Origin of the sequence: Kitasatospora sp. NPDC058218, assembly GCF_042882445.1 — a bacterium.
GTDB lineage: Bacteria > Actinomycetota > Actinomycetes > Streptomycetales > Streptomycetaceae > Kitasatospora.
In genome coordinates, this window is the sequence record NZ_JBHVWC010000013.1 from 81,590 (window position 1) to 105,203 (window position 23,614).

Annotated in this window: 18 protein-coding genes; 10 read left to right on the plus strand and 8 right to left on the minus strand. The window is 73.9% G+C overall.

The annotated features are described in order from the left end of the window. Window positions 1–62 precede the first annotated feature (62 nt). The 4 genes from ACFVYI_RS10585 to ACFVYI_RS10600 all read left to right on the plus strand — a co-directional run bounded on the left by ACFVYI_RS10585 (window position 63) and on the right by ACFVYI_RS10600 (window position 7,575). Window positions 63–860 carry an aminoglycoside N(3)-acetyltransferase gene (locus ACFVYI_RS10585; protein WP_387883184.1) on the plus strand — a complete coding sequence of 266 codons (798 nt, stop codon included), beginning with the start codon at window positions 63–65 and terminating at the stop codon, window positions 858–860. Between the two features lie 153 nt (window positions 861–1,013). Beyond that, window positions 1,014–2,381 (plus strand): TIR-like protein FxsC, encoded by a 1,368-nt coding sequence (locus ACFVYI_RS10590; protein ID WP_387883187.1) that lies wholly within the window; start codon window positions 1,014–1,016, stop codon window positions 2,379–2,381. A 151-nt stretch (window positions 2,382–2,532) separates the two neighbouring features. Then, on the plus strand, window positions 2,533–6,525 hold the full coding sequence (fxsT, locus tag ACFVYI_RS10595) for an FxSxx-COOH system tetratricopeptide repeat protein (RefSeq protein WP_387883190.1): 3,993 nt from the start codon (window positions 2,533–2,535) through the stop codon (window positions 6,523–6,525). Between the two features lie 72 nt (window positions 6,526–6,597). Continuing rightward, window positions 6,598–7,575 carry a 2-hydroxyacid dehydrogenase gene (locus tag ACFVYI_RS10600; RefSeq protein ID WP_387883193.1) on the plus strand — a complete coding sequence of 326 codons (978 nt, stop codon included), beginning with the start codon at window positions 6,598–6,600 and terminating at the stop codon, window positions 7,573–7,575. A gap of 112 nt (window positions 7,576–7,687) precedes the next feature. Here the strand turns inward: ACFVYI_RS10600 and ACFVYI_RS10605 are convergent, their stop codons facing one another. The 3 genes from ACFVYI_RS10605 to ACFVYI_RS10615 form a co-directional block, all read right to left on the minus strand. Continuing rightward, window positions 7,688–8,584, minus strand: a complete 897-nt coding sequence (locus ACFVYI_RS10605) for an alpha/beta fold hydrolase (RefSeq protein WP_387883358.1) — start codon at window positions 8,582–8,584, stop codon at window positions 7,688–7,690. A 56-nt stretch (window positions 8,585–8,640) separates the two neighbouring features. Further along, window positions 8,641–9,594 carry a DUF4231 domain-containing protein gene (locus ACFVYI_RS10610; protein WP_387883196.1) on the minus strand — a complete coding sequence of 318 codons (954 nt, stop codon included), beginning with the start codon at window positions 9,592–9,594 and terminating at the stop codon, window positions 8,641–8,643. 182 nt (window positions 9,595–9,776) lie between these two features. Next, on the minus strand, window positions 9,777–10,541 hold the full coding sequence (locus ACFVYI_RS10615) for a sugar isomerase domain-containing protein (RefSeq protein ID WP_387883199.1): 765 nt from the start codon (window positions 10,539–10,541) through the stop codon (window positions 9,777–9,779). 220 nt (window positions 10,542–10,761) lie between these two features. Between ACFVYI_RS10615 and ACFVYI_RS10620 the strand changes: the two genes are divergently transcribed. After that, window positions 10,762–11,454 carry a metal-dependent transcriptional regulator gene (locus ACFVYI_RS10620; RefSeq protein ID WP_387883202.1) on the plus strand — a complete coding sequence of 231 codons (693 nt, stop codon included), beginning with the start codon at window positions 10,762–10,764 and terminating at the stop codon, window positions 11,452–11,454. Window positions 11,455–12,068: 614 nt separating this feature from the next. Here ACFVYI_RS10620 and ACFVYI_RS10625 read toward each other — a convergent pair. Then, window positions 12,069–12,767: a bifunctional DNA primase/polymerase gene (locus ACFVYI_RS10625; protein WP_387883360.1), complete on the minus strand. Its 699-nt coding sequence runs from the start codon at window positions 12,765–12,767 to the stop codon at window positions 12,069–12,071. Window positions 12,768–13,082: 315 nt separating this feature from the next. Here ACFVYI_RS10625 and ACFVYI_RS10630 point away from each other — a divergent pair, with 315 nt between their 5' ends. Together ACFVYI_RS10630 and ACFVYI_RS10635 are read left to right on the plus strand one after the other, a co-directional pair. Then, entirely contained in the window at window positions 13,083–14,459 is a 1,377-nt protein-coding gene (locus tag ACFVYI_RS10630) for a transcriptional regulator (protein WP_387883204.1), read from the plus strand. A gap of 174 nt (window positions 14,460–14,633) precedes the next feature. Further along, entirely contained in the window at window positions 14,634–15,806 is a 1,173-nt protein-coding gene (locus tag ACFVYI_RS10635) for a hypothetical protein (protein ID WP_387883207.1), read from the plus strand. Window positions 15,807–16,083: 277 nt separating this feature from the next. Here ACFVYI_RS10635 and ACFVYI_RS10640 read toward each other — a convergent pair whose 3' ends face one another. Further along, window positions 16,084–17,385, minus strand: coding sequence for an ABC transporter substrate-binding protein (locus ACFVYI_RS10640; protein WP_387883210.1), 1,302 nt, complete (start codon window positions 17,383–17,385; stop codon window positions 16,084–16,086). A 175-nt stretch (window positions 17,386–17,560) separates the two neighbouring features. Between ACFVYI_RS10640 and ACFVYI_RS10645 the strand changes: the two genes are divergently transcribed. Both ACFVYI_RS10645 and purU read left to right on the plus strand, forming a co-directional pair. Continuing rightward, window positions 17,561–18,076: a hypothetical protein gene (locus ACFVYI_RS10645; RefSeq protein WP_387883212.1), complete on the plus strand. Its 516-nt coding sequence runs from the start codon at window positions 17,561–17,563 to the stop codon at window positions 18,074–18,076. A gap of 181 nt (window positions 18,077–18,257) precedes the next feature. Further along, a complete protein-coding gene (gene purU, locus ACFVYI_RS10650; RefSeq protein ID WP_387883215.1) occupies window positions 18,258–19,124 on the plus strand; it encodes a formyltetrahydrofolate deformylase in 867 nt (288 codons plus the stop codon). A gap of 29 nt (window positions 19,125–19,153) precedes the next feature. Here purU and ACFVYI_RS10655 read toward each other — a convergent pair whose 3' ends face one another. Then, a complete protein-coding gene (locus ACFVYI_RS10655; protein WP_387883217.1) occupies window positions 19,154–20,335 on the minus strand; it encodes a zf-HC2 domain-containing protein in 1,182 nt (393 codons plus the stop codon). Continuing rightward, window positions 20,332–21,117: a sigma-70 family RNA polymerase sigma factor gene (locus tag ACFVYI_RS10660; protein ID WP_387883220.1), complete on the minus strand. Its 786-nt coding sequence runs from the start codon at window positions 21,115–21,117 to the stop codon at window positions 20,332–20,334. Before ACFVYI_RS10660 ends, ACFVYI_RS10655 begins: the two co-directional genes overlap by 4 nt. Window positions 21,118–21,689: 572 nt before the next feature. Between ACFVYI_RS10660 and ACFVYI_RS10665 the strand changes: the two genes are divergently transcribed. Continuing rightward, a complete protein-coding gene (locus ACFVYI_RS10665; RefSeq protein WP_387883223.1) occupies window positions 21,690–22,205 on the plus strand; it encodes an ATP-binding protein in 516 nt (171 codons plus the stop codon). Between the two features lie 342 nt (window positions 22,206–22,547). On the opposite strand, the gene ACFVYI_RS10670 is transcribed toward ACFVYI_RS10665, so the two are convergent. After that, the gene (locus ACFVYI_RS10670; protein WP_387883226.1) at window positions 22,548–23,564 is read right to left on the minus strand and encodes a GlxA family transcriptional regulator; all 1,017 of its coding nucleotides are present in this window, start codon (window positions 23,562–23,564) and stop codon (window positions 22,548–22,550) included. Window positions 23,565–23,614 lie beyond the last annotated feature (50 nt).

Genomic DNA, 23,614 nt, shown 5'->3' on the forward strand with positions numbered 1-23,614 from the left:
AGGGCGCCGCGACCGCCACCGAGCGTGCCGTGCCGCCCGGGCAGGACATAGCGCAAAATGTCATGACCAGGCGTCAGCTCACCGACCGGCTCGCGGAGTTCGGCGTGCGCCCGGGCGAGGTGCTGCTCGTGCAGGCCTCGCTGCGCGCCCTCGGTCCGGTGGCCGGCGGGGGCGACACGGTGGTCGCGGCGCTGCTGGAGGTGCTCGGCCCCCGGGGCACCCTGGTGGCCTACACCTCGACCCCGGAGAACTCCTCCACCTCCCGGCTGGTCACCACCATGATGCGGGGCTGGACACCCGAGCAGGTCAGCGCCTGGCGGGCGGCAATGCCTCCGTTCGACCCGGACGAGACGCCGGCCTCACCGACCGTGGGCCGGCTCTCCGAGCTGGTCCGCACCCACCCGGGCGCGCTGCGCAGCAGTCACCCGCAGTCCTCCTTCGCGGCGGTCGGCGCCCGTGCCAAGGAGATCACCGAGCTGCACGAACTGACCTGCCACCTCGGTGAGCGCTCCCCGCTCGGACGGCTGTACGAGATCGGCGCGCGCGTTCTGACCATCGGTGTGCCGATGGCCAAGTTCACCGCGTTCCACCTGGCCGACCTGCGGGTGCCGGACGGGCGCGTGCGCCACTACGGCTGTGTGGTCAGGGACGGCGAGGGCAGCCGCTGGATCCACTTCGACGGCCCGCACCTGGACGACCTGCACTTCCAGGAACTGGGCGACGAAGTCCTGCGGGTGGCCACCGGGGTGGTGGAGGCGCGCATCGGCGGCGCCGACTGCCGGCTGATCCCGATGCGCGAGGCGGTCGACCTCGCCGTCCCCGTCCTGCTGCGCCGCCGCGGCACGACCCCGCCGGAGTAGCGGGCCGGGTCGTGCGGGGGCGTTCGTTTCGGTCATGTCAATCCGTGCCACCCGTTGTGCTATTCCATTGGGGCGGCAGTCGTTCCTACACTGAAGCCCCGCGTACGGGGACTCGCGGTGAAGAGGTTGCCGGCGAGCCAGGGGGAGGCGCGTGTGAACGACCATGGCTGGGACGAGGACGCCGCCCGGCCGTACTTCTTCCTCAGCTACGCCCACACCCCGAGAGCGGGGGCGCGCGGCGCGGGTGACCCCAACCACTGGGTGCGGCAGCTGTACCGGGACCTCTGCGAGGCGGTGCTCCAACTCACCACCGTGCCCGCGGGAGTGCCGGTCGGGTTCATGGACGAGTCCATGCACCAGGGGGAGTTGTGGGCCGAGCGGCTCTCCGAGGAGCTGGCCACCTGCCGGGTCTTCGTGCCGCTGTACTCGCCGCGCTACTTCAACAGCGTGCCGTGCGGGCAGGAGTGGCACTCCTTCACCCGGCGCCCGGTCTACCCGGCGAACCTCGACTCGGAGCGGACCAGCGGGATCGTACCGGTGCTCTGGGCGCCGATGAGCCGCTACAAGCTGCCCCGGGTGGCGAGCGAACTCCAGTTCAACCACACCAGTTTCGGGCCGGACTACGCCACCGAGGGCCTGTACGCGCTGATGAAGCTCAGCTACTTCCGCGCCGCCTACGAACTCGCCGTGCACCGGCTGGCCCGGCGGATCGTCGAGGTCGCCGAGGAGACGGTGATCCCGGTCGGGCGCCGGCTGGACTTCAACGCCCAGCCCAGCGCCTTCGACGTCACCGCGCCCACCAAGCAGCTGCGGATCTCCGTCCTCGCCTACCACCAGGGCGAGCTGCCGGCGGACCGCAACCCCGACTACTACGGTGCCAAGCGCACCGACTGGCACCCCTACCGGCCCGCGGCCGCCCGCCCGCTGGCCGAGCACGCGGTGCGACTGGCCCGGCAGCTGGGGTTCCAGGCCACCGTGCACGAGTTCGACGACGAGGCCGAGGCGATCATCGCGGGCAGCGAACCCAGCGCGCCCGGCCTGCTGCTGCTGGACCGCTGGGCGCTCCAGGACGAGCGGCGGCGCGAGCTGGTCCGGCGCTTCGACCGCTCGGACTCCACCTGGGTGAGCGTCCTGGAGCCGTGGAACCTGGACGACCCGGACTGCGTCGAGCGGCACCGGGAGATGGGCGAACTCAGCGACCAGATCCTGAGGATCACCCACCGGTCGGCCCGGCCCAGCTTCCTCGGCGCCGCCGGCGGGACGCCCGGGCTGGGCAGTCTGGAGGAGTTCGACGACGCGCTGCCGCGGGCCGCGATGAAGGCCAAGTACGCGTTCGAGGGCCGGACCAGGACCGAGCCCGACGAACCGGCGCCACCGCGGCCCAATCTGCGCGACGCCTTCCGGCCGGGGCGCGGGCGGGACGGGCCGGGCTCCGCTCCCTTCGGCCACGACGACCACCCAGCCAGCGACTCAGGCGACCGCCCGGACGACGGGACGCCGCCCGGGGGAGGAACCGCATGAGCGAGCGAAGCGAGCGAATCATCGAGGGGCGCGTGTCTCGCGAAGCGACCGCCGAGTGCAGCGAGGTGGGCGCAATGAGTGAGCGAAGCGAGCGAATCATCCAGGGGTGCGCGTCTCGCGAAGCGACCGCCGAGTGCAGCGAGGTGGGCGCATGAGCGAGAACCGCACCAGGAACCTCCGCATCGGCGGGCTGACCGCGGCCGAACTCGCCGCCCAGCGCGAGGCGGAGCAGGACCGGCAGGGTCGGGTCATCACCTTCTACTCCTACAAGGGCGGCACCGGGCGCACCATGGCGCTGGCCAACACCGCCTGGATCCTGGCGGCCAACGGCTTCCGGGTGCTCACCGTGGACTGGGACCTGGAGGCGCCGGGCCTGGCCAAGTTCTTCCACCCGTTCCTCGACCCGGCGGTGCTGGCCGGCACCACCGGGATGATGGACCTGATCGCCGAGTACCGGGAGGAGGCGCTGCGGCCGGTCGAGCACGAGGAGGGCTGGCACCTCGACTTCGCCCGGGTGCACCCGCACGCGCTCTCGCTCTCCTGGCCGCTGTTCCCCGGCGGCGGGAGCCTGGACTTCCTCTCCGCCGGCCAGTTCAACCGGGACTACTCCGAGGCCGTCACCCACCTGGACTGGGACATCTTCTACGACCGCTTCGACGGCGGGCAGTTCTTCGACGCGCTCAAGGCCGACATGAGCAAGCGCTACGACTACGTGCTGATCGACTCCCGCACCGGCCTCTCCGACATCGCCGAGATCTGCACCGTCCAGATGCCCGACGACCTGGTGGTCTGCTTCACCCTGAGCGACCAGTCGATCGACGGCGCCTCCCGGATCGCCCAGCACATCCACGACCGCTACCGCGAGCGCGGCATCCGCATCCTGCCGGTGCCGATGCGCATCGACGAGGGCGAGAAGGAGAAGGCGGACGCCGGCCGGGCACTGGCCCGGATCCGCTTCGACGGCCTGCCGGCCGGCCTCTCGGGCGAGGAACTGGCCCACTACTGGGGCTCGGTGGAGATCCCGTACCGGCCGTTCTACGCCTACGAGGAGATCCTGGCGACCTTCGGCGACCAGGGGGGCGCCCAGACCTCGATGCTGGCCGCCTGCGAGCGGCTGACCGGTGTGATCACCAACGGCCGGGTCGCCTCGCTGCCGACGGTCGACGAGGAGGTGCGGCTGCGCTACGTCGACGCCTTCACCCGGCGCCGCCCGTCCGTCCCGGCCGACCTCTACCTCTCCTACGTCCCCGAGGACCGGATGTGGGCGGACTGGATCGAGTCGGTGCTGACCAGGGCCGGCTTCCGGGTGCTGCCCCGGGACCTCAGCGCCGGCTCCGACCCGCGCCACGAGACCGAACGCGGCATCGACGCCGCCTACCGGACGGTCGCCGTGCTCTCGCCCGCCTACCAGCGCTCGCCGCAGGCCCGTGCGCTCTGGGAGTCCGTGGTCAGCTCCGACCCGTCCGGCACCCGCCGCCAGCTGGTCCCGGTCCGGGTCGGCGACGTCCGGCTCACCGCGCCGTTCAGCAACCGCAACCCGGTCGACCTGGTCGGCCGGGACGAGACGGCGTCCGTGCAGACCCTGCTGCGCGCCCTCGGCCGGGCCGACGTGCCGCTCGCCGAGACCACCGGCACCGGCCCGCGCTTCCCCGGCAGCAAGCCGCAGGTCTGGGACGTGCCGCCGCGCAACCCCTCCTTCACCGGGCGGGCCGCCGTCCTGGAGCAGCTGCGCAACCAGCTGCGCGGCGGGATGGCCGCCGTCCTGCCCACCCCGCAGACGCTGTACGGGCTCGGCGGCGTCGGCAAGACCCAGGTGGCGCTGGAGTACGCGCACCGCTTCATGTCCGACTACGACCTGGTCTGGTGGATCGACGCGGAGCAGACCGAGCTGGTCGCCCCGGCGCTGGCCGACCTGGCCCGCCGGCTCGGCCTGCGGGTGGGCGACTCCGTCACCGAGGCGGCCGAGGCGGCCCGGGAGGCGCTGCGCCGCGGCGTGCCCACCGCCCGCTGGCTGCTCATCTTCGACAACGCCGACGAACCGGCCGAGATCCGCCGGTTCTTCCCCGGCGGCTCCGGCCACATCCTGGTCACCTCCCGCAACCAGGCCTGGTCCGGGCACGCGGAGGCGCTGGAGGTGGACGTCTTCACCCGCGGCGAGAGCGTCGAGCACCTGTGCCGCCGCGCCCGCGGGCTCTCCCGCTCCGACGCCGACCGGGTCGCCGAGGCGGTCGGCGACCTGCCGCTGGCCGTCGAGGTCGCCGCCGCCTGGCTGGACACCACCGGCACGCCGGTGGACACCTACGTCGCCCAGCTGCAGGCCGAGGCCGCCCGCGCGCTGGCCGGCGCCCGCCCGGCCGACTACCCGACGCCGGTCGGCGCGACCTGGAACGTCTCGATCGGCCGGCTGCGCACGCAGTCCCCGGCGGCGGTGCGGCTGCTCCAGCTCTGCGCCTTCTTCGCGCCGGAGCCGATCTCGATGAACCTGTTCTACAGCGACCAGATGATCCGCGCGCTGGTGCAGTACGACGCCGACCTCAGCGACAAGTTCATGCTGGGCAAGGTGATCCAGGCGATCGGCCGGTACGCGCTCGCCAAGGTCGACGCCGGCACCAACAGCTTCCAGGTGCACCGGCTGGTCCAGGCCGTGATCCGGGCCGAGATGACCGAGGACGAGCAGGAGATCGCCGTCCACGAGGTGCACCGCATCCTCACCGGCGCCCGGCCCGTCCTCGGCGACACCGACGACCCGGCCAACTGGCCCGCCTTCGACGAGATCTGGCCGCACCTGTCGCCCTCCAAGGCGCACAACTGCGACGAGGCGGACACCCGGCAGCTCCTCATCGACCGCGTCCGCTACCTGTGGAAGCGCGGTGAGCTGGACCGCGCCCGGGACCTCGGCCACGCGCTGGACGCGGAGTGGACCGGCAAGCTCGGCGAGGACGACCGGCAGACCCTGCTGCTGCGCTTCCAGCTCGCCAACGTGCTCCGCTCGCAGGGCAACTACGCCGAGGCGCTGGCCCTGGACGAGTCCACCCTGGAGCGCCAGCGGGCCCTGCTGGGCGAGCACCACCCGTACACCCTGATGACCGCGGGCTCGCTCGGCGCCGACCGCCGGGCCCTCGGCCGGTTCCAGGAGGCGCTCGACCTGGACCGCGAAATCCTGGACCAGTTCCGGGAGTTGTTCGGCGACGACAACCCGCGCACGCTCTCCATGGCGAACAACCTGGCCATCGACTACCGGCTGGTCGGCGACAGCGAGGCCGCCCGCGAACTCGACCAGGAGACCCTGGACCGGCGCACCGCGGTGCTCGGCCCGCGCCACCCGTACACCCTCTCCACCAAGTCCAACCTGGCCCGTGACCTGCGCGAACTCGGTGACTACCGGGGCTCGGTGGAGCTGCTGCAGGAGGTCACCAACGACCTCGGCGACGTGCTGGACCCGGACCTGCCGGAGAACCTGCGCAACGCCAAGTCGCTGGCCGTCTCGCTGCGCCGCACCGGCCAGCTGGCCGAGGCCCGCCGGATCACCAAGGAGACCTACGAGCGCTACCTGGAGCGGTACGGCGCCGACGCCCCCGACGCACTGGCCTGCGCGCTCAACCTGGCCGCCGACCACAGCGCCTCCGGCGACAAGGAGGCCGCCCGCGACCTCTGCACCACCGTGTACGAGGGCCACCGCCGGCTGTTCGGCGAGGAGCACCCCTTCACCCTGGCCTGCGCCAACAACCTCGGCATCTACCTGCGGGGCAGCGGCGACATCCCGGGGGCCATCGAGCGCGGCCGGGACACCGTGGACGGGCTCACCCGTTCGGTCGGCCCGGAGCACCCGTACACCCTCAACGCGATGATCAACCTGGCCAACGCCCACGGGGACGCCGGCCAGGTCGGCCTCGCCGAGGAGTTGGGCCGCCGCGCGTACTCGGGCCTGTGCGAGCGCTACACGCCCCGCCACCCGGACGCGGTGGCCTGCGAGGCCAACCTGGCCGTCACCCTGCGCGCCGCCGGGCGGCACAGCCAGGCCGCCGAGCTGCGCGCCCGGGCGATCGCCGAGCTGATCCGCCAGTTCGGCGAGGAGCACCCCAACACCGTGGCGGCCCGCGGCTGGAAGCGGATCAACCGCGACCTGGAGCCGCAGCCGGTGTGACGTCGGGGCGTCACCGGGAGGACAGGACGCGGACGGCCGCCCGCAGGGCCCGGAGCGTATGCTTCGGGCCCTATGAGCGAGCAGCCCCTGCCCCCGGTCCTGGTCACCCGCCGCCTCGCCCCCGGGGTGATCGAACGGCTCACCGCGCGGCACGCCGTGACGCAGCACGACTCGGACCTGCCGATGGCGCGCGGAGAACTGCTGGCGGCCGTCCGCGGCCGGTCGGCGGTGATCACCACCCTGGACGACGTGGTGGACGGCGCGTTCCTGGACGCGGCCGGCCCCGGCCTGCGCATCGTGGCCAACCACGCGGTCGGGCACCACAACGTCGACCTCGCGGCCTGCGCCGAGCGCGGCGTGCTGGTCAGCAACACCCCCGGGGTGCTCACCGCCGCCACCGCCGACATGGCCTGGGCACTGCTGCTGGCCGCCACCCGCCGGCTCGGCGAGGGCGAGCGGCTGCTGCGCTCCGGGCAGCCCTGGGCCTGGGCGCCGAACTTCCTGCTCGGCCTGGAGCTCACCGGCACCCCGCTGGGCGTCCTCGGCATGGGCCGGATCGGGCAGGCGGTGGCCCGCCGGGCCCGCGGCTTCGACATGCCGGTGAGCTACCACAACCGCCGCGAGCTGCCCCCGGAGCAGGCCGAGGGCGCCGAGTGGCTGCCGCTGGAGGAACTGCTCGCGCGGTCCACCGTGCTGGTGGTCACCTGCCCGCTCGGCCCCGGCACCCGGCACCTGCTGGACGCCCGCCGGCTGGCCCTGCTGCCGCCCGGCGCGGTCGTGGTGTCGATGACCGCCGGGGTGGTGGACGAGCAGGCGCTGGCCGCCGCGCTGGAGTCGGGCGCGCTGTTCGCCGCCGCGGTGGACAACTTCGAGCGCGAGCCGGCGGTGCCGTCCGCGCTGCTCGCCCAGGAGCGGGCGGTGCTGGCGCCGCATCTTGGCAGCGCCACCGTGCGGACCAGGCAGGCGATGGGCGGCCTGGCGGTGGAGAACGTCCTGGCGGTACTGGCGGGCGGCGCGCCGGTCACCCCGGTCGCCCCGGTCACGGCCTGAACGGCCCTGCGGGTAGGTCCTGCGGGTGAGTCCGGCCGGGCCCGTCACGGCCCGGCCGGTCGGGCCGGACGGCCCGAGCGGTCAGGCCGTCCGAGCCCGAGCGGGCACGCGGTCAGGGCCTGAGCGGGCCACCCGGCGGCAGGCCGGCCGAGGTGTGGCCGGCCGCCCAGGCCAGGGCGGTCGTCATCACCCGGAAGGCGCCGAAGTGCGCGGCGCCGGGCTCCAGGAAGAGCGCGGCCCCGGGGATGTGGTCGCCCAGCCAGCGCGAGTGCTCGACCGGGGAGAACTGGTCGTCCGCGCCGTGCCAGAGCCAGGTCGGCACGGTGATGTCGTGGACCTTGAAGCCCCAGTCGGCGGTGAACGCCAGCACGTCGTCGATCCAGCCGTCGGCGCCGTGCCGGAACGCCTCGCGGTAGTTGCTCTGCAGCATCCTGCGCAGCCCGGTGTCGGCGACCACCTCCCGGTCGGTGGGCGGCAATTCCGGCCGCAAGCCCTTCAGCAGCCGGCCCGGGTCGGCCCTGATCTGCTCGGACCGGAACCGCATCGAGTCGGCGATCCGGCCGTGCCCGCGCTCGGCCTCCCGGTACGCCCGGATGTTGGAGGGGGTCATCCCGCCGTACCAGTCCAGGCCGACCGCGTTCCGGGGCGCCAGGCCGACCAGGACGGCCACCCGACCGACCCGGTCGGGCAGCAGCGCCGCGCAGGCCAGCGCGTGCGGGCCGCCGCCGGAGCGGCCCAGCACCGCGAAGTCGGTGAGCCCGAGCTCGTCCGCGATGGTCCGCACGTCGGCGGCGGCCGCGCTCACCCGGCGGCCGGGCAGTCGGGTGGAGTCGCCGTAGCCCGGCCGGTCGAAGGAGATCAGCCGGACGCCCAGGCGGTAGAGCACGGTGCTGCGGGGGTGCGGGCCGACCCGGCTGCCGGGCGTGCCGTGCATCAGGAACACCGGCCGGCCGCGCGGGTCGCCCACGATCTCGACGGCGAGGGCGCGGCCGTCGGCCGTCTTGACCATCCGTAATGACACGCGCGGCCTCCTCAGGCTCCGGTCCGGTCTCCGGTCAGGCTCTGTCAGTGGTCCCGGTCGGTCGTGCCGCGGACCTCGCGGCGGGCCTGCCAGGTGGTGTGCTCCCGGGAGACCGCGTCCTCGGCGTCGCGGGCCAGCCGGGCCCAGATCTCCTCGGCGTCGGCCGACCCGACGTCCAGTCCGGTCAGCTGGCGGCGGATCAGCTCCAGCTCCTCGGCGGCCAGGGCGTAGGCGGCGGCCAGCGGCCGGTACTGGCGCAGCTGGGCCCAGGCGGTGACCGAGGCGGCCACCGCGGAGACCGTGCCGAGCGCGTCGTAGCGGAACCAGCCCATCGCCCGCAGGACCGCCAGCACCAGGCCGAGCAGCGGCAGCACCACGCCCAGCACGCCGGTCCAGAAGCCGGCCCGGGCGCAGTACCGGGCCTTGGCCCGGTACCAGCCGTGCTGCACCTGGATCCGCTCCCGCAGGTACACCTCGCGGCGCACCGCCAGCGGCTGGGCGCGCAGTCCGCGCATCGCCTCGGTGACCCCGGCGCCGGCGTCCGGGCCGCCGCTCCCGGGGTCCGCCGCGGTGCCGGTCGCCGCGTCCCCGGCGGCCGGGCCGAGCGCGCGGCTGCCCCGGAAGGCGTTCAGCACCCGGCCGAGCTGGAAGCGGTACAGGCCCTCGGCGTCCGGCAGGCTGCGCGGCGGCGGTTGGTACGCGTCGGCCCGGACGGCGAACTTCCAGGCCAGCGTCTTCACCGACTCGGCGGCCGCCCGGCCCTCGTACCAGAGGCCCTGCGGGTTCTGCCGGCTGATCACCAGGGCGAGGACGATCGCGCCGAGGTAGGCGACGGCGGCCGGCCAGGCCCAGGGCTCGCCGTCGGCGGAGCCGGCCGCGGCGGCGACCACGAGCAGCGCCAGCTCCCAGGCGGAGAGCAGCACGGACCGGCGCTGCCCCTGCAGCGAGGCGGAGTCGGCGACCCGGAACAGCTCGGGCAGCAGCTCCTGCTCGTGCACCCATCCCCTCGGACCCGCACCCGACGCCATCCTCGGCCCCCACCCGTCGCTCCGGTCGCACCGCTCTCCTGCCCCGGTCGCCCGGCCGGTACGCCCGGCCGGGGCCCGGCCCCGCCGCATTGGCCGGGATACCGCCGGAGGTTGTCCCATACCGTGACACTCCGGCGGGCCGCAGGGGCGGCTCAGTAGGTGTAGAAGATCCGCTCCGCGTTGTCGGCCATCTGCTTGGCGTTCCACTCGGTGCCGCCGGGCACGTTGCCGGAGCGGAACAGCGGCGGGGCGGTGCCGTTGCCGTCGGCCGCCGCGTCGGCCAGCCGGCCGACCGCCGAGGCGACCACGGCCTGCATCAGCGCGCTGGTGACGATGGTGGAGACCGGGCCGAAGGTGGTCTCGGCGGCCGGGTGGGTCAGCTCGCCGTCGCCGACCGCGATCTTGTTGTCCAGGACGACGTCGCAGTGGTCCTTCAGATAGGTGCCGGACGGGTGCGCCGAGGGGACCTCTGCCGGGTACGCCAGCGAGGTCACCCCCACCACCTTCAGGCCGCGGGCCCGGGCGTACTGGGCCAGCTCGACCGGCATGATCTGGCGGCCGGAGAGCGAGATGACGAAGAGCAGGTCCCCGGCGGTGGCCGGGGTGAGGTCGAGGGTGGTGGTGGCCAGGCCGGAGACCCGCTCCAGCGCGCTGGCGAGCGGGGCCGGCATCACCGTCACCCCGGCCATCCCGGGGACGTCCAGCAGGTTGACCGGGACGAGCCCGCCGGCCCGGTAGACCACGTCCTGGGCGGCGAGCGAGGAGTGGCCGGAGCCGAAGGTGAAGACCCGGCGCCCCTCGCTGATCGCCTCGGCCAGCAGTGCGGCGGCCGCCTCGATGCTCCCGGCCTCCTCGGCGTGGACCCGCCGCAGGTGCTCGATCGCGGCGTCGAAGTACCGGCCGACCAGGTCGCTCATCTGTTGCCTTCGCTCTCTGCCGGTGGGGGAGCCGGCCGGATGGGACGGTCCGGTGGTCCGGACCGCCGATGGAGAAAGCTACGGCGAGCACGGTGCTGCCTCACCGGTGTCGCTGTCAACAGGAACGAAAACCCGCCCCCGAAGCCCCTGCGCGGACCCGGTTGCCCGCCCGGTACGTCAGAATTGGCGTTGAGGACACCGAGGAACGGAGCCAGCGGCGATGTCTGGGCTGATCGACACCACTGAGATGTACCTTCGCACCATCCTGGAGCTGGAGGAGGAGGGCATCACCCCGATGCGCGCCCGGATCGCCGAGCGTCTGGAGCAGAGCGGCCCCACGGTCAGCCAGACGGTCGGGCGAATGGAGCGGGACGGGCTGCTGCAGGTCGCGGGCGACCGTCACCTCGAACTCACCGAGGAGGGCCGCCGGCTCGCGGTGCGGGTGATGCGCAAGCACCGCATCGCCGAGTGCCTGCTGGTCGACGTGATCGGGCTGGAGTGGGAGCAGGTGCACGAGGAGGCCTGCCGCTGGGAGCACGTGATGAGCGAGACGGTCGAGCGCAAGGTGCTCGCCATGCTCGGTCACCCCACCCAGTCCCCGTACGGGAACCCGATCCCCGGTCTGGACGAGCTGGGGGACGCCAAGGCGGAGGGCGAGGGCTTCGACGCCGCGCTCGTCCCGCTGGACACGGTGCGGCCGGGCGACGGCGGCGCCAACGTGGTGGTCCGCCGGATCGGCGAGCCGATCCAGACCGACGGCGAGCTGATGCGCACGCTGCGCCGGGCCGGGATCCGGCCGGGGTCGACGGTGCGGGTCTCCGCCGGGGTCGGCGGGGTGCTGGTGGGCACCGGCGACAACACGGCCGAGCTGGGCAAGGAGATCGCCGCGCACGTCTTCGTCGCGCAGGCCTGACCGGCGCGGGGGCGGCGCGCCCGCGGGCGCGGTGCCACCCGGTGGCCAGGGGCCGTGACGGCCCGGTGCCGTGACGACACGAGGCAATGAGCAGGGCCCGGTGCTCCCGCGCACCGGGCCCTGCTCGTCCTCCCCGTCCCTCCCGCTCCCGCAGCACCGGCCTCCCCGAACCCGGCCGGTGCCACGGCCCCCCGCGCTCCCCTCCTGTTCCCTCCCGTCCCCTCCGTTCCCCCCTGGTTCCCCTCCGGCCCCTCCCGCTCCCTCCCGTTTCCCCTCCGACCGCCTCACCCGGCTTCCCCGTCCGAGCGACCCTTCCGGCGTCCCCTCTCGGTGGAATTCCTCCCCTCGGCAGATCATGGCAATCCTTGAGCGTTGTCACTCGTACGAGGGGCTTGTGCCGTTGACCAGCGGGTACATCGAAGCCTTATCCGCACATGCGTCTGACGGGCCCCGTCTCCGGTGGGAGGCAAGGCCCGTCAGTCGCGCGCGGGGTGTCGCGCATCGCACGCCCTCACCCGATAGGCGTAGGGCGGCCGTTCACGGGGTGGTGAATCATTCGGCTGAACCCGGCCGGACCCTCGCTCCGGGGCGGCGCGGCCCCGGAGCGGCCGGCCTCAGCGCACCGCCGCCGGCTGGGCCGGCTGGGGGCGGGCCGAGGGCGCCTCGCGGCCGCACGCGTACGCCAGCGGGCTGATCAGCTCGGCGGCGTCGGGCAGCCAGCGGTTCAGCGCGGAGGGCGAGCGGGCCCACTGGGCGAAGCCGCTCGGGCCGACCCGGGAGGGCGGGGCCACCGTCCAGTCGCCCTCGCCGCGGGCCACCAGGTCCAGCCGGCCCGCCGGCCAGCCGAGCCTGCGCAGCATCTCCGGCAGCTTGGCCGCCACTCCGGGCAGGACCAGGAAGTGCAGCCGCCGCCCGGACCGCCCGGGCGCGGCCGGGACGGCGACCACCGGGCCGAGCTGGAGGTCCATCCGCTCCATCCGGGCCAGCGCCAGACAGCCGGCCACCTCCGGCACGTCCAGGACGTCGAAGGACCGGCCGGTGGGCAGCAGGATCGAGGCGTCGGGCCGCTCGGTCCACCAGCGCCGCACCGCTCCCGGACCGGCGCTCGCCTTGCGGGCCCAGTCCGCGTCGATCGGGTGCGCACCGGGCAGCGGGCAGCGCTCGTCGCCGCAGGAGCAGCGGGCCGGCCCGTCGCCGTCGATCAGCCAGGCGCCCGGGGCGACCTCCCAGTGGCGGTTCTCGGCATAGCTGACGGCTTCGATGAGCAGCGGGGGGAGTCCGGCGTTGCCGCCCTGGTCGGGGGAGTCTGGGATGTCTTCCACGCGCTGCTCAACTACCGTGCGTGAGGCTGGTTACGGCCCGGCGGGAGCGGGTCTGTCGCGCGGCACCAATTGTCACCCGAACCGGTGAGGCAACCGAGTTGGGTTGGGCAGAGGTGGGCGCAGTGGGGGCGCACGGGAGCATTAACCAGGGCGCGTGGGGGGTGGGGATCGTCACCGTGGGTATCCCGGTGGCGTTGCTGATCGCTAACCTGGTGTCAGATTCCTTGGACGGTCGGACAGTCGGCAACAGATCAGCAGAATCGTCGCCCGCCGGCCGGGACCGGAGGGTGTGGGGAGGCGAAGCCAATGGCCGCGAGACCACTTGTCGCACGACAGCCCAACGAGCGTCTGCAGCAGCTGATCCAGGAGGCCAGCTGCTCGAACGCCGGCCTGGCGCGGAGGGTCAACCTCTGCGGGGCCGAGCACGGCCTGGACCTGCGGTACGACAAGACCTCCGTCGCGCGCTGGCTCCGTGGCCAGCAGCCGCGCGGGCAGGCGCCGGCGGTCATCGCCGAGGCGCTCGGGCGCAAACTGGGGCGAGGTGTGTCGGTCGAGGAGATCGGCATGGCCGACGGCAAGAACCTCAGCTCCGGGATCGGGCTGCAGTTCGCGCCGACGCTGAACGCCGCGCTGGAGCAGGTCTGCGAGCTCTGGCGCAGCGACGTCGGCCGGCGGGACTTCCTGACCGGGGCGACGGTGGCGGCCTCCGCCCTGGTCGAGCCCAGCCGGGACTGGCTGATCACCCCGCCCGACCCGGTGGTGGCGCGCACCGGCGGACCGCGGGTCGGCCCGACGGACGTCGCGGCCATCAAGGCCACCACGGCGATGCTGGTCGACCTGGACCACCGCTTCGGCAGCGGGCACGTCCGCCCGGTGGTCGTCCACTACCTCAACAGCGTGGTCTCCGGGCTGCTCGGCGGCGCCTACCGGGAGGAGACCGGGCGGCAACTCTTCGCGGCGGTCGCCCGGTTGACCGAGCTGGCCGGCTACATGGCGGTGGACACCGGGCAGCCGGGGCTGGCCCAGCGCTACTACATCCAGGCGCTCCGGCTCGCCCAGGCGGCCGACGACCGCGGCTACGGCGGGTACGTGCTGGCGGCCTCGATGAGCCACCTGGCGGCGACGCTCGGCAACCCGCGCGAGATCGCCCAACTCGCCCGCGCCGCACAGGAGGGCGCCCGTTCGGTGGCCACCCCGACGGCGATGGCGATGTTCTACGCGGCCGAGGCGCGCGGTCACGCCCTGCTCGGCGACGCCCGCTCCTGCGAGGCGGTGGCCGCCAAGGCGCTGGAGGCCATGGAGAAGCGCCGCCCGGAGGACGACCCGGACTGGATCGTCCACTTCGACGACGCCTACCTGGCGGACGAGCTGGCCCACTGCCACCGGGACTTGGAGCAGGCCGGCCAGGCCGAGCACTACGCCCGGCGGGCGCTCGACCTGCACCCGCCGACCAGGGTCCGGCGCCGTGCGGTGGACTTGGTGCTGCTGGCGACGGCCCAACTCCAGCAACGGGACCTGGAGCGGGCCTGCGAGACGGGCGCGCAGGCGGTCCGGCTGCTGAGCGGGCTGCGGTCCAATCGGGGCGTCGAGTACCTGGACGAGTTCCGGCGCCGGCTGGAGCCGTTCCGGGAGCAGCGGGTGGTCCGCGAGTTCCAGGCCCGGGCCGAGGCGGAGGCCGCCTGACCGGGGGCGCCGCGCGGCGCGTGAGGGGCCGGTGAGGGATGGACCGCCCACGTGGTCACCCGGTTCGGTGAACCGGTAGCGTGGGCGCGACGTCCAAGGAACTGTGATGCCCCCAAGAACCGACGAGATGTGGTCCGCCGTCAGCGCGCGGTCGTGCACAGGTGAGGAATCGCGTTGAGCCAGCGCCGCTCGTACCCCAACTCGGGTGACTTCAACCTGGACGACCTGTTCCGCCCCGAGCCCGGTCAGCCACCGGGTCCGGGTGCCCAGGGCCAGCAGCCGCCCCAGCAGCCCGGCCAGCCCGGTGCGCAGCCGCCGGCCGGCCAGCCGCACTTCCCGCCGGCCGGGCAGCCCTCCGGGCAGCCCGAGTACCTCGGCGAGGGCGCGCACGCGCTGCCGACGCAGGCCCTCCCGGCCCAGGGCGCTCCCTGGGGCGGCGCACCGCAGCGCGGGTACGGCGCGCCGCAGCCCGGCCAGGCGCCGGAGACGCAGTACCTGCCGCCCTACCCCTCGGGGGACCCGCAGGCGGCCGGCTACCCGGCGCAGCCCGGCTACCAGCAGCCCGCCCCGGGCTATCCGCAGCAGCCGGACCACGGCTACCCGGCCTACCAGCAGACCCCGCAGGAGTACCCGGCCCCGCAGGAGTACGGCGGGCAGGACTACGCGACCGCCCAGGTCACGGTCCGCGGCGGCGGCAACGGCGGACGCTCCTCCGGCAAGCTGATCATCGGCGGTGTGGTGGCCGGTTGCGTGGCCGCCGGCATCCTGGTCGCCGTCCTGATGAGCGGCGGCGACGACGACAAGGCCGGCCAGGAGAAGAAGGCCGCCCCGGTGGTCACCGGCAGCAGCACGGCCGGCGGCTCGCCGGCCGCGAGCGCTTCGGCGGCGGGTGTCAGCCCGGAGGTCAAGGCCCAGGCCCAGGCCCTCTCCGACCTGCTGGGCACCGCCAACGACAGCCGCCAGGCGGTGATCGGTGCGGTCGCCTCGGTCCAGAAGTGCGACAAGCTGCCGGAGTCCCAGCAGGCGCTGACCGACGCCGCGGGCAAGCGCCGGGAGCTGCAGACCAAGCTCGCCGCCCTCAAGACGGACAAGCTGCCCAGCGGCCCGCAACTGGTCGAGCAGCTCAACGCGGCCTGGCAGGCCTCGGCGACCGCCGACGACGAGTACGCGGCCTGGGCCGCCGACGCGCAGAGCGCCTGCGATCCCAAGAAGATCGACAACCAGCACTACAAGAACGCGGTCCAGGCCAGCGGAACCGCCACCAACGCGAAGAAGCAGGCCTCCGGCCTCTGGAACGCCATCGCCGGCCAGACCGGCCTGCCGAACCGCGGCGACGGGGACCTGTAGCTCGCCCGCTCGCCTCCGGGGCGCTTGACCCGGTGCCGACGGTCGGCGCTCCGTCGCTCTCCCCCAGCCTCCGGCCGGGGATGCCCCCAACGTCGCTCCGTCCCTTGCCCTCCTTGCCCGGCATCGGGCAGGAGGGGCCCACCCTTTCGGCACCGGCGCGGCCCTTCGGCTCGGGGCGGGGACTCGCCCGCTCGCCGCCGGGCGGGCAGGGGCGGGCAGGGACGGGAAGGGGCCGTCGCCGGTCGCCCGGGACGGCCCCTCACACCGCCGGCAGCCGTCAGGCCGGCGGCCGGCCTCCGGTGAGCACCCAGCGGACGTCCACGAAGCCCGGCTGCTGCAGGGTCATCCGTCCGCCCTTGACCACCTGGTAGGTCACCCAGGTGTTGACCAGCCGCGGCGACTCGGTGCTGGGCAGCATGTTGGTGGTGCCCCAGTTCAGCGGCGGGGTGAGCCCGACGTCGATCTGCTCGCCGCCGTCCAGCAGCGAGGTCACCGTCTTGGTGGTGAGCGGCCGCCCGGCGGCGGTCAGCCGCTCGGACACCTGGCGGAAGACCTCGTAGGCGACCCAGGTGGTCTGCACCCCGGGGTCGGAGACGTCGACGTCCCGGCCGCCGGAGGAGTCACCGCGCACCACCGAACGCAGTGCGTCCCAGATCTTGGCGGACTCCGGCGGGTACCAGCTGGTGACGTAGGCGCCGGCCAGCGGGCCGCTGTCGCCGCCGGTGGAGTCGACCACCGACTGCTGGACGCTGCCGATCACCGAGGCGATCCGGGTGTTCTTCGGGCCCAGCCGGCGGTAGGAGTCCAGCAGGTTGCCGGTCGGCTCGGCGCCGAGGGCGGAGGTGATGCAGTTCGCCGGCTCGTCCTTGCCGATCGCCTTGCGGGCGACCGGCGTGTAGTCGCTGGACTGCTCCGGCGCCTTGACGTCCAGCAGCTTGATCCCGGCCGGCTTGAGCGCGTTGGCCAGGTAGCCGAGCAGGCTGTCGCCGGCCGGGGTGTCCGGCCGGACCAGTGCGACGGCCTTGCAGCCGGCCTCCACCAACTGCCGGCCGCTGCCGCCGATCAGGGCCGGCAGGCCACCGCCCACCGGGTACGACAGCGGGCTGCTGAACTCGGGCTGGGAGAGCCCGTACCCGCCGATCAGCGGAATGCCGGCGCGCTCCAGGACGGGCATGAAGTTGTCCCCGTACTGGCTGTAGGAGCCGAGCACGGCGACCGCCTTGGCGTCCACCGCCTGCTGGGCGCAGGCCGCGGCGCCGTCCGCGGTGTTGTGCTCGTTGCAGGTCAGGACCCGGATCGGGCGGCCGTTGAGACCGCCCTTGGCGTTGAGGTCCCGGCCGATGGCCTCGGCGAGGGTCGTCATGCCGGGCCGGTCGGCGGAGCCGGTGCCGGACGGGGCCCAGGTCATCACGGTCAGCTCGCCACTGCCGGTGGCGGCGTCGGCCGGTCCGCCGCACGCGGAGGCCGAGAAGAGGGTTGGGAGCAGCGCCGCGGTGATGGCGGCTGCGGCGATCGGGCGGCGGCTGCGCCGTGCCGCGATCGGCTTCTGAGCCTGGGACGAGGCCCTTCGGCTGGTCATCGGTCTTCCCTCCCGGGGCGCTCTACTGCGCACCGGCACCAGCCAAGCCCGGGCGTCGCAAGCCGAGAGGGCCGAAAAGGGAACGGACGGCAAACGACACCCGAACTCCGGGCGGGGACGCGTGTAGATCGGGAGGAGGAGCACGAACCGTCCGAGGAACGTACGATCGTTCTCCATGTCCGCCAGCACAGATTCTTCGTATCGGTCTTCCCGAAACCCTTCTCGTCCGGGCCACCGCTCCAGCACGATGGGCGGCATGCCGCTCAACGACCTGCCCTGGTGGCGCTGGCGAGCCCGACTGCGCTCGGCGTTGCACATGCTGTCCGACCCCGGGTTCCAGCAGGAGACCTGGCTCTCCGGCCGGGAGGGCTTCGGCGATGTGACCGACGCCGTCTACCGGCTGGTCGAGGACACCTGGCTGGACCGCTGGTCCGCCGAGAAGTACGTCGGCACGATCTTCCGGGACTCGGCCGAGGCCGCGGTGGTGGACGTCGCGGTGCTGCGGGTGGTCCGGATCCTGCACCAGGTCGGCGCGGACGCCCCGGCCTCCGCCTACCTGGGCCACCACGGCTGGCCGGAGGCGGTCCGGGCGGCCCGCGAGGCCCACGTCAAGCTGGCGGTCAACGACGGCGAGGACCCGGACGCCCCGCCGCGCTCGCTGGACGTGCTGCGCATCCTGACCTCCTCCTGACCTCCTCCCGACCCGCGCCGGGCCCGTCCCGGCGCCCTTCCGTGCTGCCCCGCTCCGGCTCCCGGCGCCCGCCGGCGGGCCGGGCCGTCCCGCAGTACGGGCATCGGAACGGCCGCTGTCCAGGATGTGACACGCTGGACCACTCACCAACAGCACGACCTCAGGACGGGATGTCCCCACCGTGGAACAGCAGACGGCCAGCGCCCAGTACGTCCTCACGCTGTCCTGCCCCGACAAGCAGGGCATCGTCCACGCGGTCTCCAGCTACCTCTTCATGACCGGCTGCAACATCATCGACAGCCAGCAGTTCGGGGACGGGGACAGCGGACTGTTCTTCATGCGGGTGCACTTCTCCGCCGCGGAGCCGGTGACCGTGGACAAGCTGCGGGCCAGCTTCGCCGCGATCGGTGCCTCCTTCGGGATGGAGTGGCAGATCCACCCGTCCGAGGAGCGGATGCGGATCGTCCTGATGGTCAGCAAGTTCGGACACTGCCTGAACGACCTGCTGTTCCGCACCCGGATCGGCGCGCTGCCGGTGGAGATCGCCGCGGTGGTCTCCAACCACACCGAGTTCCGCGACCTCACCGAGGGCTACGGCATCCCGTTCCACCACATCCCGGTCACCCGGGACAACAAGGCCGAGGCCGAGCAGCAGCTGCTGGACCTGGTGGCCAAGGAGAACGTCGAACTGGTCGTGCTGGCCCGCTACATGCAGGTGCTCTCGGACGGGCTCTGCACCGCGCTGTCCGGCAAGGTGATCAACATCCACCACTCCTTCCTGCCGAGCTTCAAGGGCGCCAAGCCCTACCACCAGGCCCACACCCGGGGCGTGAAGCTGATCGGCGCCACCGCGCACTACGTCACCGCCGACCTCGACGAGGGCCCGATCATCGAGCAGGAGGTGGCCCGGGTGACCCACGACGTCACCCCGGACCAGCTGGTCGCGCTCGGCCGGGACGTCGAGTGCCAGGCGCTGGCCCGCGCGGTGAAGTGGCACAGCGAGCACCGGGTGCTGCTCAACGGCACCCGTACGGTGGTCTTCGCGTAGCTCCGGCCCTGCCCCGCCCCGTCCGGCGGTTACGGGCGGGACAGCAGCGGTGCCGCCCGGAGCACCTCGCGGATCGCTACCCGGTCGCCGTGCTCGCCGACCGGCACCCGGTCCGGGTCGCGGTGCGCGGCCGCCAACTGGCAGAACTCCAGCCCGTCCAGGACCATCGAGGCCACCGGCTCGCCGGGCGGTCCGCACTCCGGACCGTCCAGCGGTATCAGCCACTCGCCGGCGGCCGGTCCGTCGATCACCAGCCGCACCTGCCGGCCGGGCCGGACCCCGCCGTCGGGCGACCCGCCCGCGGGAGCCGCGGCGAGTTCGGGCCGGGCGGCCCGCAACCCCGCCAGCGCCGCCGGGAGCATCCGTACGGCCAGGTCGACCATCTGCCGCAGGTGCTGCGGCGCCGGCGGCGCGTACGGGTAGGCGACCGCGCGGGCCACGTCCTCACCGTGGACGTAGCACTCGAAGGCCCGGTCGACGAAGGCGTCGCGCAGCGGGACGGTGACCAGGCCGAAGTCCACCGGCGTGTTGCCCTGCGGGGCCAACGCGGCGGTGCGGACCAGCTCGTGGCAGTGCCGCCGCCACCGGGCCCGGACCCGCTGCGGCGGCTGCCCGGCCTGCTCGGCGGTCAACCGGGCGGTGCGCTCGGTGATCCCGGCCCACGGCGGACCGCTCTGCCGGGGCACCCGGGGGAGCGCCGGAGCAGGCTCCTGCGGCGGCACCCGGCGGTCGGCCGCCGGTGCGGCGCCGCCCGGAACGGGGTCGGGCAGGCCGAGGGCCAGCGCCACGTAGCCGTCCACGGCGGCGAGGTGGCAGAGCACCTCGGCCGGGCGCAGGTACTCGGTGCCGCCGTGCCACGGGAGTTCGGCGACCTCCTGCCACTCCTCCGGGCCGAGGTCGCGCAGCAGCGCGTCGAGCTTGGCGGTCTCCGCGGTGTAGGGCACGCCCCAGGCGGGGACGGGCAGTTCGGCCGGGCGCCGGGCGAGGCACCAGTCGAGCACCTGCTGGCGCAGCGAGCCGGGCTGGTCGAGCGGTTCGTCGGCGGAGAGCCAGCCGGCGGCGTCCCGCAGCCGGGCGGCCTCCTCGGCGCAGGCCGGGCAGCTGCGCAGGTGCTGCTCCAACTCGGCGGCCTCGGGGCGCGGGCAGGCGCCCAGGGCCCAGGCGCCGAGCAGCGAGCGCAGGGCCTCGTGCTGCTCCTCGGTGATCGTCACGTGCCCCCGCCCTCGTTCCCGTGGCGCTGTCCGCCGTGCTGCCGCCCGTCGTGCGGCTGGTCCTCGTGGTGCTGTCCTTCGTACTGCCGTCCTTCGTGCTGCTGTCCTTGGTGGAGGCGCCCGTCGTGGTGCGGGGCGTCCTGCCGCGCTCCGCCGTCGCACCCGTCGTGCCGGCGGCGGTCGGGGCGGCCCGCCTGCCGCTGGCGGGCGTGCTCCTCGGCGAGTTCGGTGGCCAGCAGCTCCAGGCCGAGCCGCATCCGCTGCTTGGCGGTCTGCTCGCTGATCCCGAGCCGGCGGGCCGTCTCCTGGTAGGTGCGGCCGTCGTAGTACGACACCGCGATCGTCTCACGCAGGCTCTGCGGCAGGGACTCGACCACGTACTGGACGCGGGCGGCGGTGGCCACGGCCCGGATCTCCTCCTCGGCGGGCCCGGCGAGCACGCCCGCGCCGCCGCTGCCGTCCGCGCCCTCGGCGCCGGGCGGGGCCTCGGCGGCGCGCCGGACCCGCAGGCGGTCGACCGCGCGGCTGTGCGTCAGGGCGCCGAGCCAGGAGCGGAGCGAGCCCTGGGCGGGGTCGAAGGCCTCGGGGTGCTCCCAGACGTGGGCGAATATCTCGCGGGTGAGCTGGGCGGCGGCGGCCTGGTCGGCGAGTATCCGCCCGGCCAGCCCGTGCACCATCGGCGCGAGCTGGTCGTACAGTTCGCCCAGGGCCGTCTCCTCGCCCCGGGCGAGGCGCCGCTGGAGTTGCTCGTCCCAGCGCGGGGCGCTGCCGGGGGCGGCCATCGGTAACCACCCTCCTGCCGTGGGGTTCGCTGCCGCGCCCAACGCTATCCTGCGGCCTTCCGGGAGCGGGCGGATTCGGTGCGGAATGGAACGCGTAGTTTCGGATCGTCACATCGTGGGATGTGCCGTCGATCCCGTTGTTCGAAGGCCGTTGGACATATGTCGCACGGGTGGTTCGCGAGTGGCGGGCGCTGCGTCCGGGGTGTCCGGCGGTAGGTTCGCCACTGCATGTCCGGCCGGTCGGCCCGGGCCGGACGATCGCCGGTGCGAGGCTCGCGAGAGTGAACGGGACAGTATGCACTGCCCTGTCCCCCGATCGCTGGAATATGCCCGAAGCGCTTGCTGCGGTCCGCCCGTCGAACCATCCTGAGGCGTATTCGTGTCGCAGCCGGAGCGCGACGGACGAGATGGCGCGGGCACGACGTACCGGGTGTGACGTACCGGGTGTGACGTACCGGGTGTGACGTACGGCGGCCCGGCCTGCGGCGGCCCGGCGAGTGCCGGGACCAGCCGGCTGGACGATCCGGCCCGATCGAGACGATGGCCGAACTGCGAGTGCGGGTGGTGGAGCGGTGCAGGTTCTTCAGGTACAGCTTGCGGTGCAGGCGGACCCCGCCGAGGTCGGTCGGGCCCGCCGCTGGGTGCGCTCCCGGCTGCTCAACCACGGTGTGGATCCGGACGCGCCGATCGCCGAGACGGTCGTCCTGGTGGTCTCCGAGCTGGTGACCAACGCCGTGGTGCACACCGGCTGTCCGGCCGTCCTGAGGCTCTGCTTCCCGGTCGACGGCTCCCCGGTGCACGGCGGCCCGGTGGACGGTACGGGCTGCGGCGCGCTGCGCGAGGCGGCCGCCATCGGCCCGCTCCGGGTCGAGGTCGCGGACGCCAGCCAGGCCGCCCCGGCCCCCCGGCACGCGGGCCCGGACGCCGATGCCACCAACGGGCGCGGCCTGGAGCTGGTCGAGCTGCTCTGCGACCGCTGGGGCTGGTATCCGGACGGTTCGGGCAAGCGGGTCTGGTGCGAGATCGGTGCCGACGCCCGGCCGGTGGACCCGCTGACCGCCGTGGACTGGGCCGCGCTGGCCCAGTGACGACCCGACGATCAACGGGCCGAAACCTGACGCAACCATTCCGAATTTCGGACTACCCATTGACGTGACGTATCCGACTGATCACTCTTGGGAGCAGCTCTCCGTTGCGAGGGGACGCCGAGGGAACACCCGAACGCCACTGCGGTGCTGCTGTCCAGGGGGATCATGTCAGCAGGGGGGCCGTGGTACGCCGATCGCGCGGTGGCTCCTTGGCGAGTGCGGTGGGCTGCGCGCGGGTTCAGGGCCCGTGCTTCACGATTGGATGGCGGCGGGCCGTGCCGTGCTCGGGGTGCGTGCGGCCTGCCGCCGTCCAATTCGTCCACTCCGAGGGGCCGGTTTCGGTCACTCGTCGGCTGAGCCGCCCGCCGGTCCGGCCGCCTGGCGGTGCGGTTGCTCCGCCGACCGGAAGGTGCGCCGGTACGCGCTCGGCGCGACGTCCAGGCGCCCCCGCAGCCGCAGCCGGAGCGAGGCCGCCGTGCCGAAGCCGGACTCCCGGGCGACCTGATCGATCGTCATGTCCGTGCTCTCCAGCAGCAGGCGGGCGCGCTCGGTGCGCTGCACCGTCAGCCACCGGCCCGGGCTGCTGCCCGTCTCCTCGCGGAACCGTCGGGTGAAGGTCCGCACGCTCATGCCCGCCCGGTCGGCGAGTCGCCGCAGCGGGAGCGGTTGGTCCAGGTGTTCCAGTGCCCAGGCGCGGACGGCGGCGGCGCCTGGGCCGGCGTCGACGGCGGGGCGGGGGAGTTCCACGTACTGCTTCTGGCCGCCCTCGCGCCAGGGCGGCACCAGGCAGGTGCGGGCCACCGCGTTGGCCACCGCGCTGCCGTGGTCGCGGCGCACGATGTGCAGGCAGAGGTCGATGCCGGCCGCCACCCCGCCCGAGGTGAGCACGGTGCCGTCGTCGGTGAACAGGACGTCCGGATCGAGCCGGACCTTCGGGTACAGGGCGGCGAAGAGCTCGGTGTAGCGCCAGTGGGTGGTGGCCGGGCGGCCGTCCAGCAGCCCGGCGGCCGCCAGGACGAAGGAGCCGGTGCAGATCGACACCAGCCGGGTACCGGGCCGGATCCGGGCCAGTGCGGCGGTCAGGGCGGGGCCGAGATCGGCGTCGAGCTGCTTCGGGCCCGGGTCCGTGGAGGCCGGTATTACCACGGTGTCGGCCCACTCCAGGAGTTCGGGGCCGTGGTCGACGGCGATCCGGAAGTCCGTGCTGGTGGGGACGGGTCGGCCGTCCACGGTGCAGGTGGCCACCCGGTAGTACGGGACGCCGTCGGCGTCCTTCGCCGACTCGAAGATCCTTGCGGGGATGCCCAGTTCGAAGGCGATCACCCCGTCGAGTGCCAGTACCGCGACCTTGTGCGCCATCGTGCCCGCCCTTCCGCTCCCCGTCGGTGCCCGCTGCCGGGCCGTCGTTT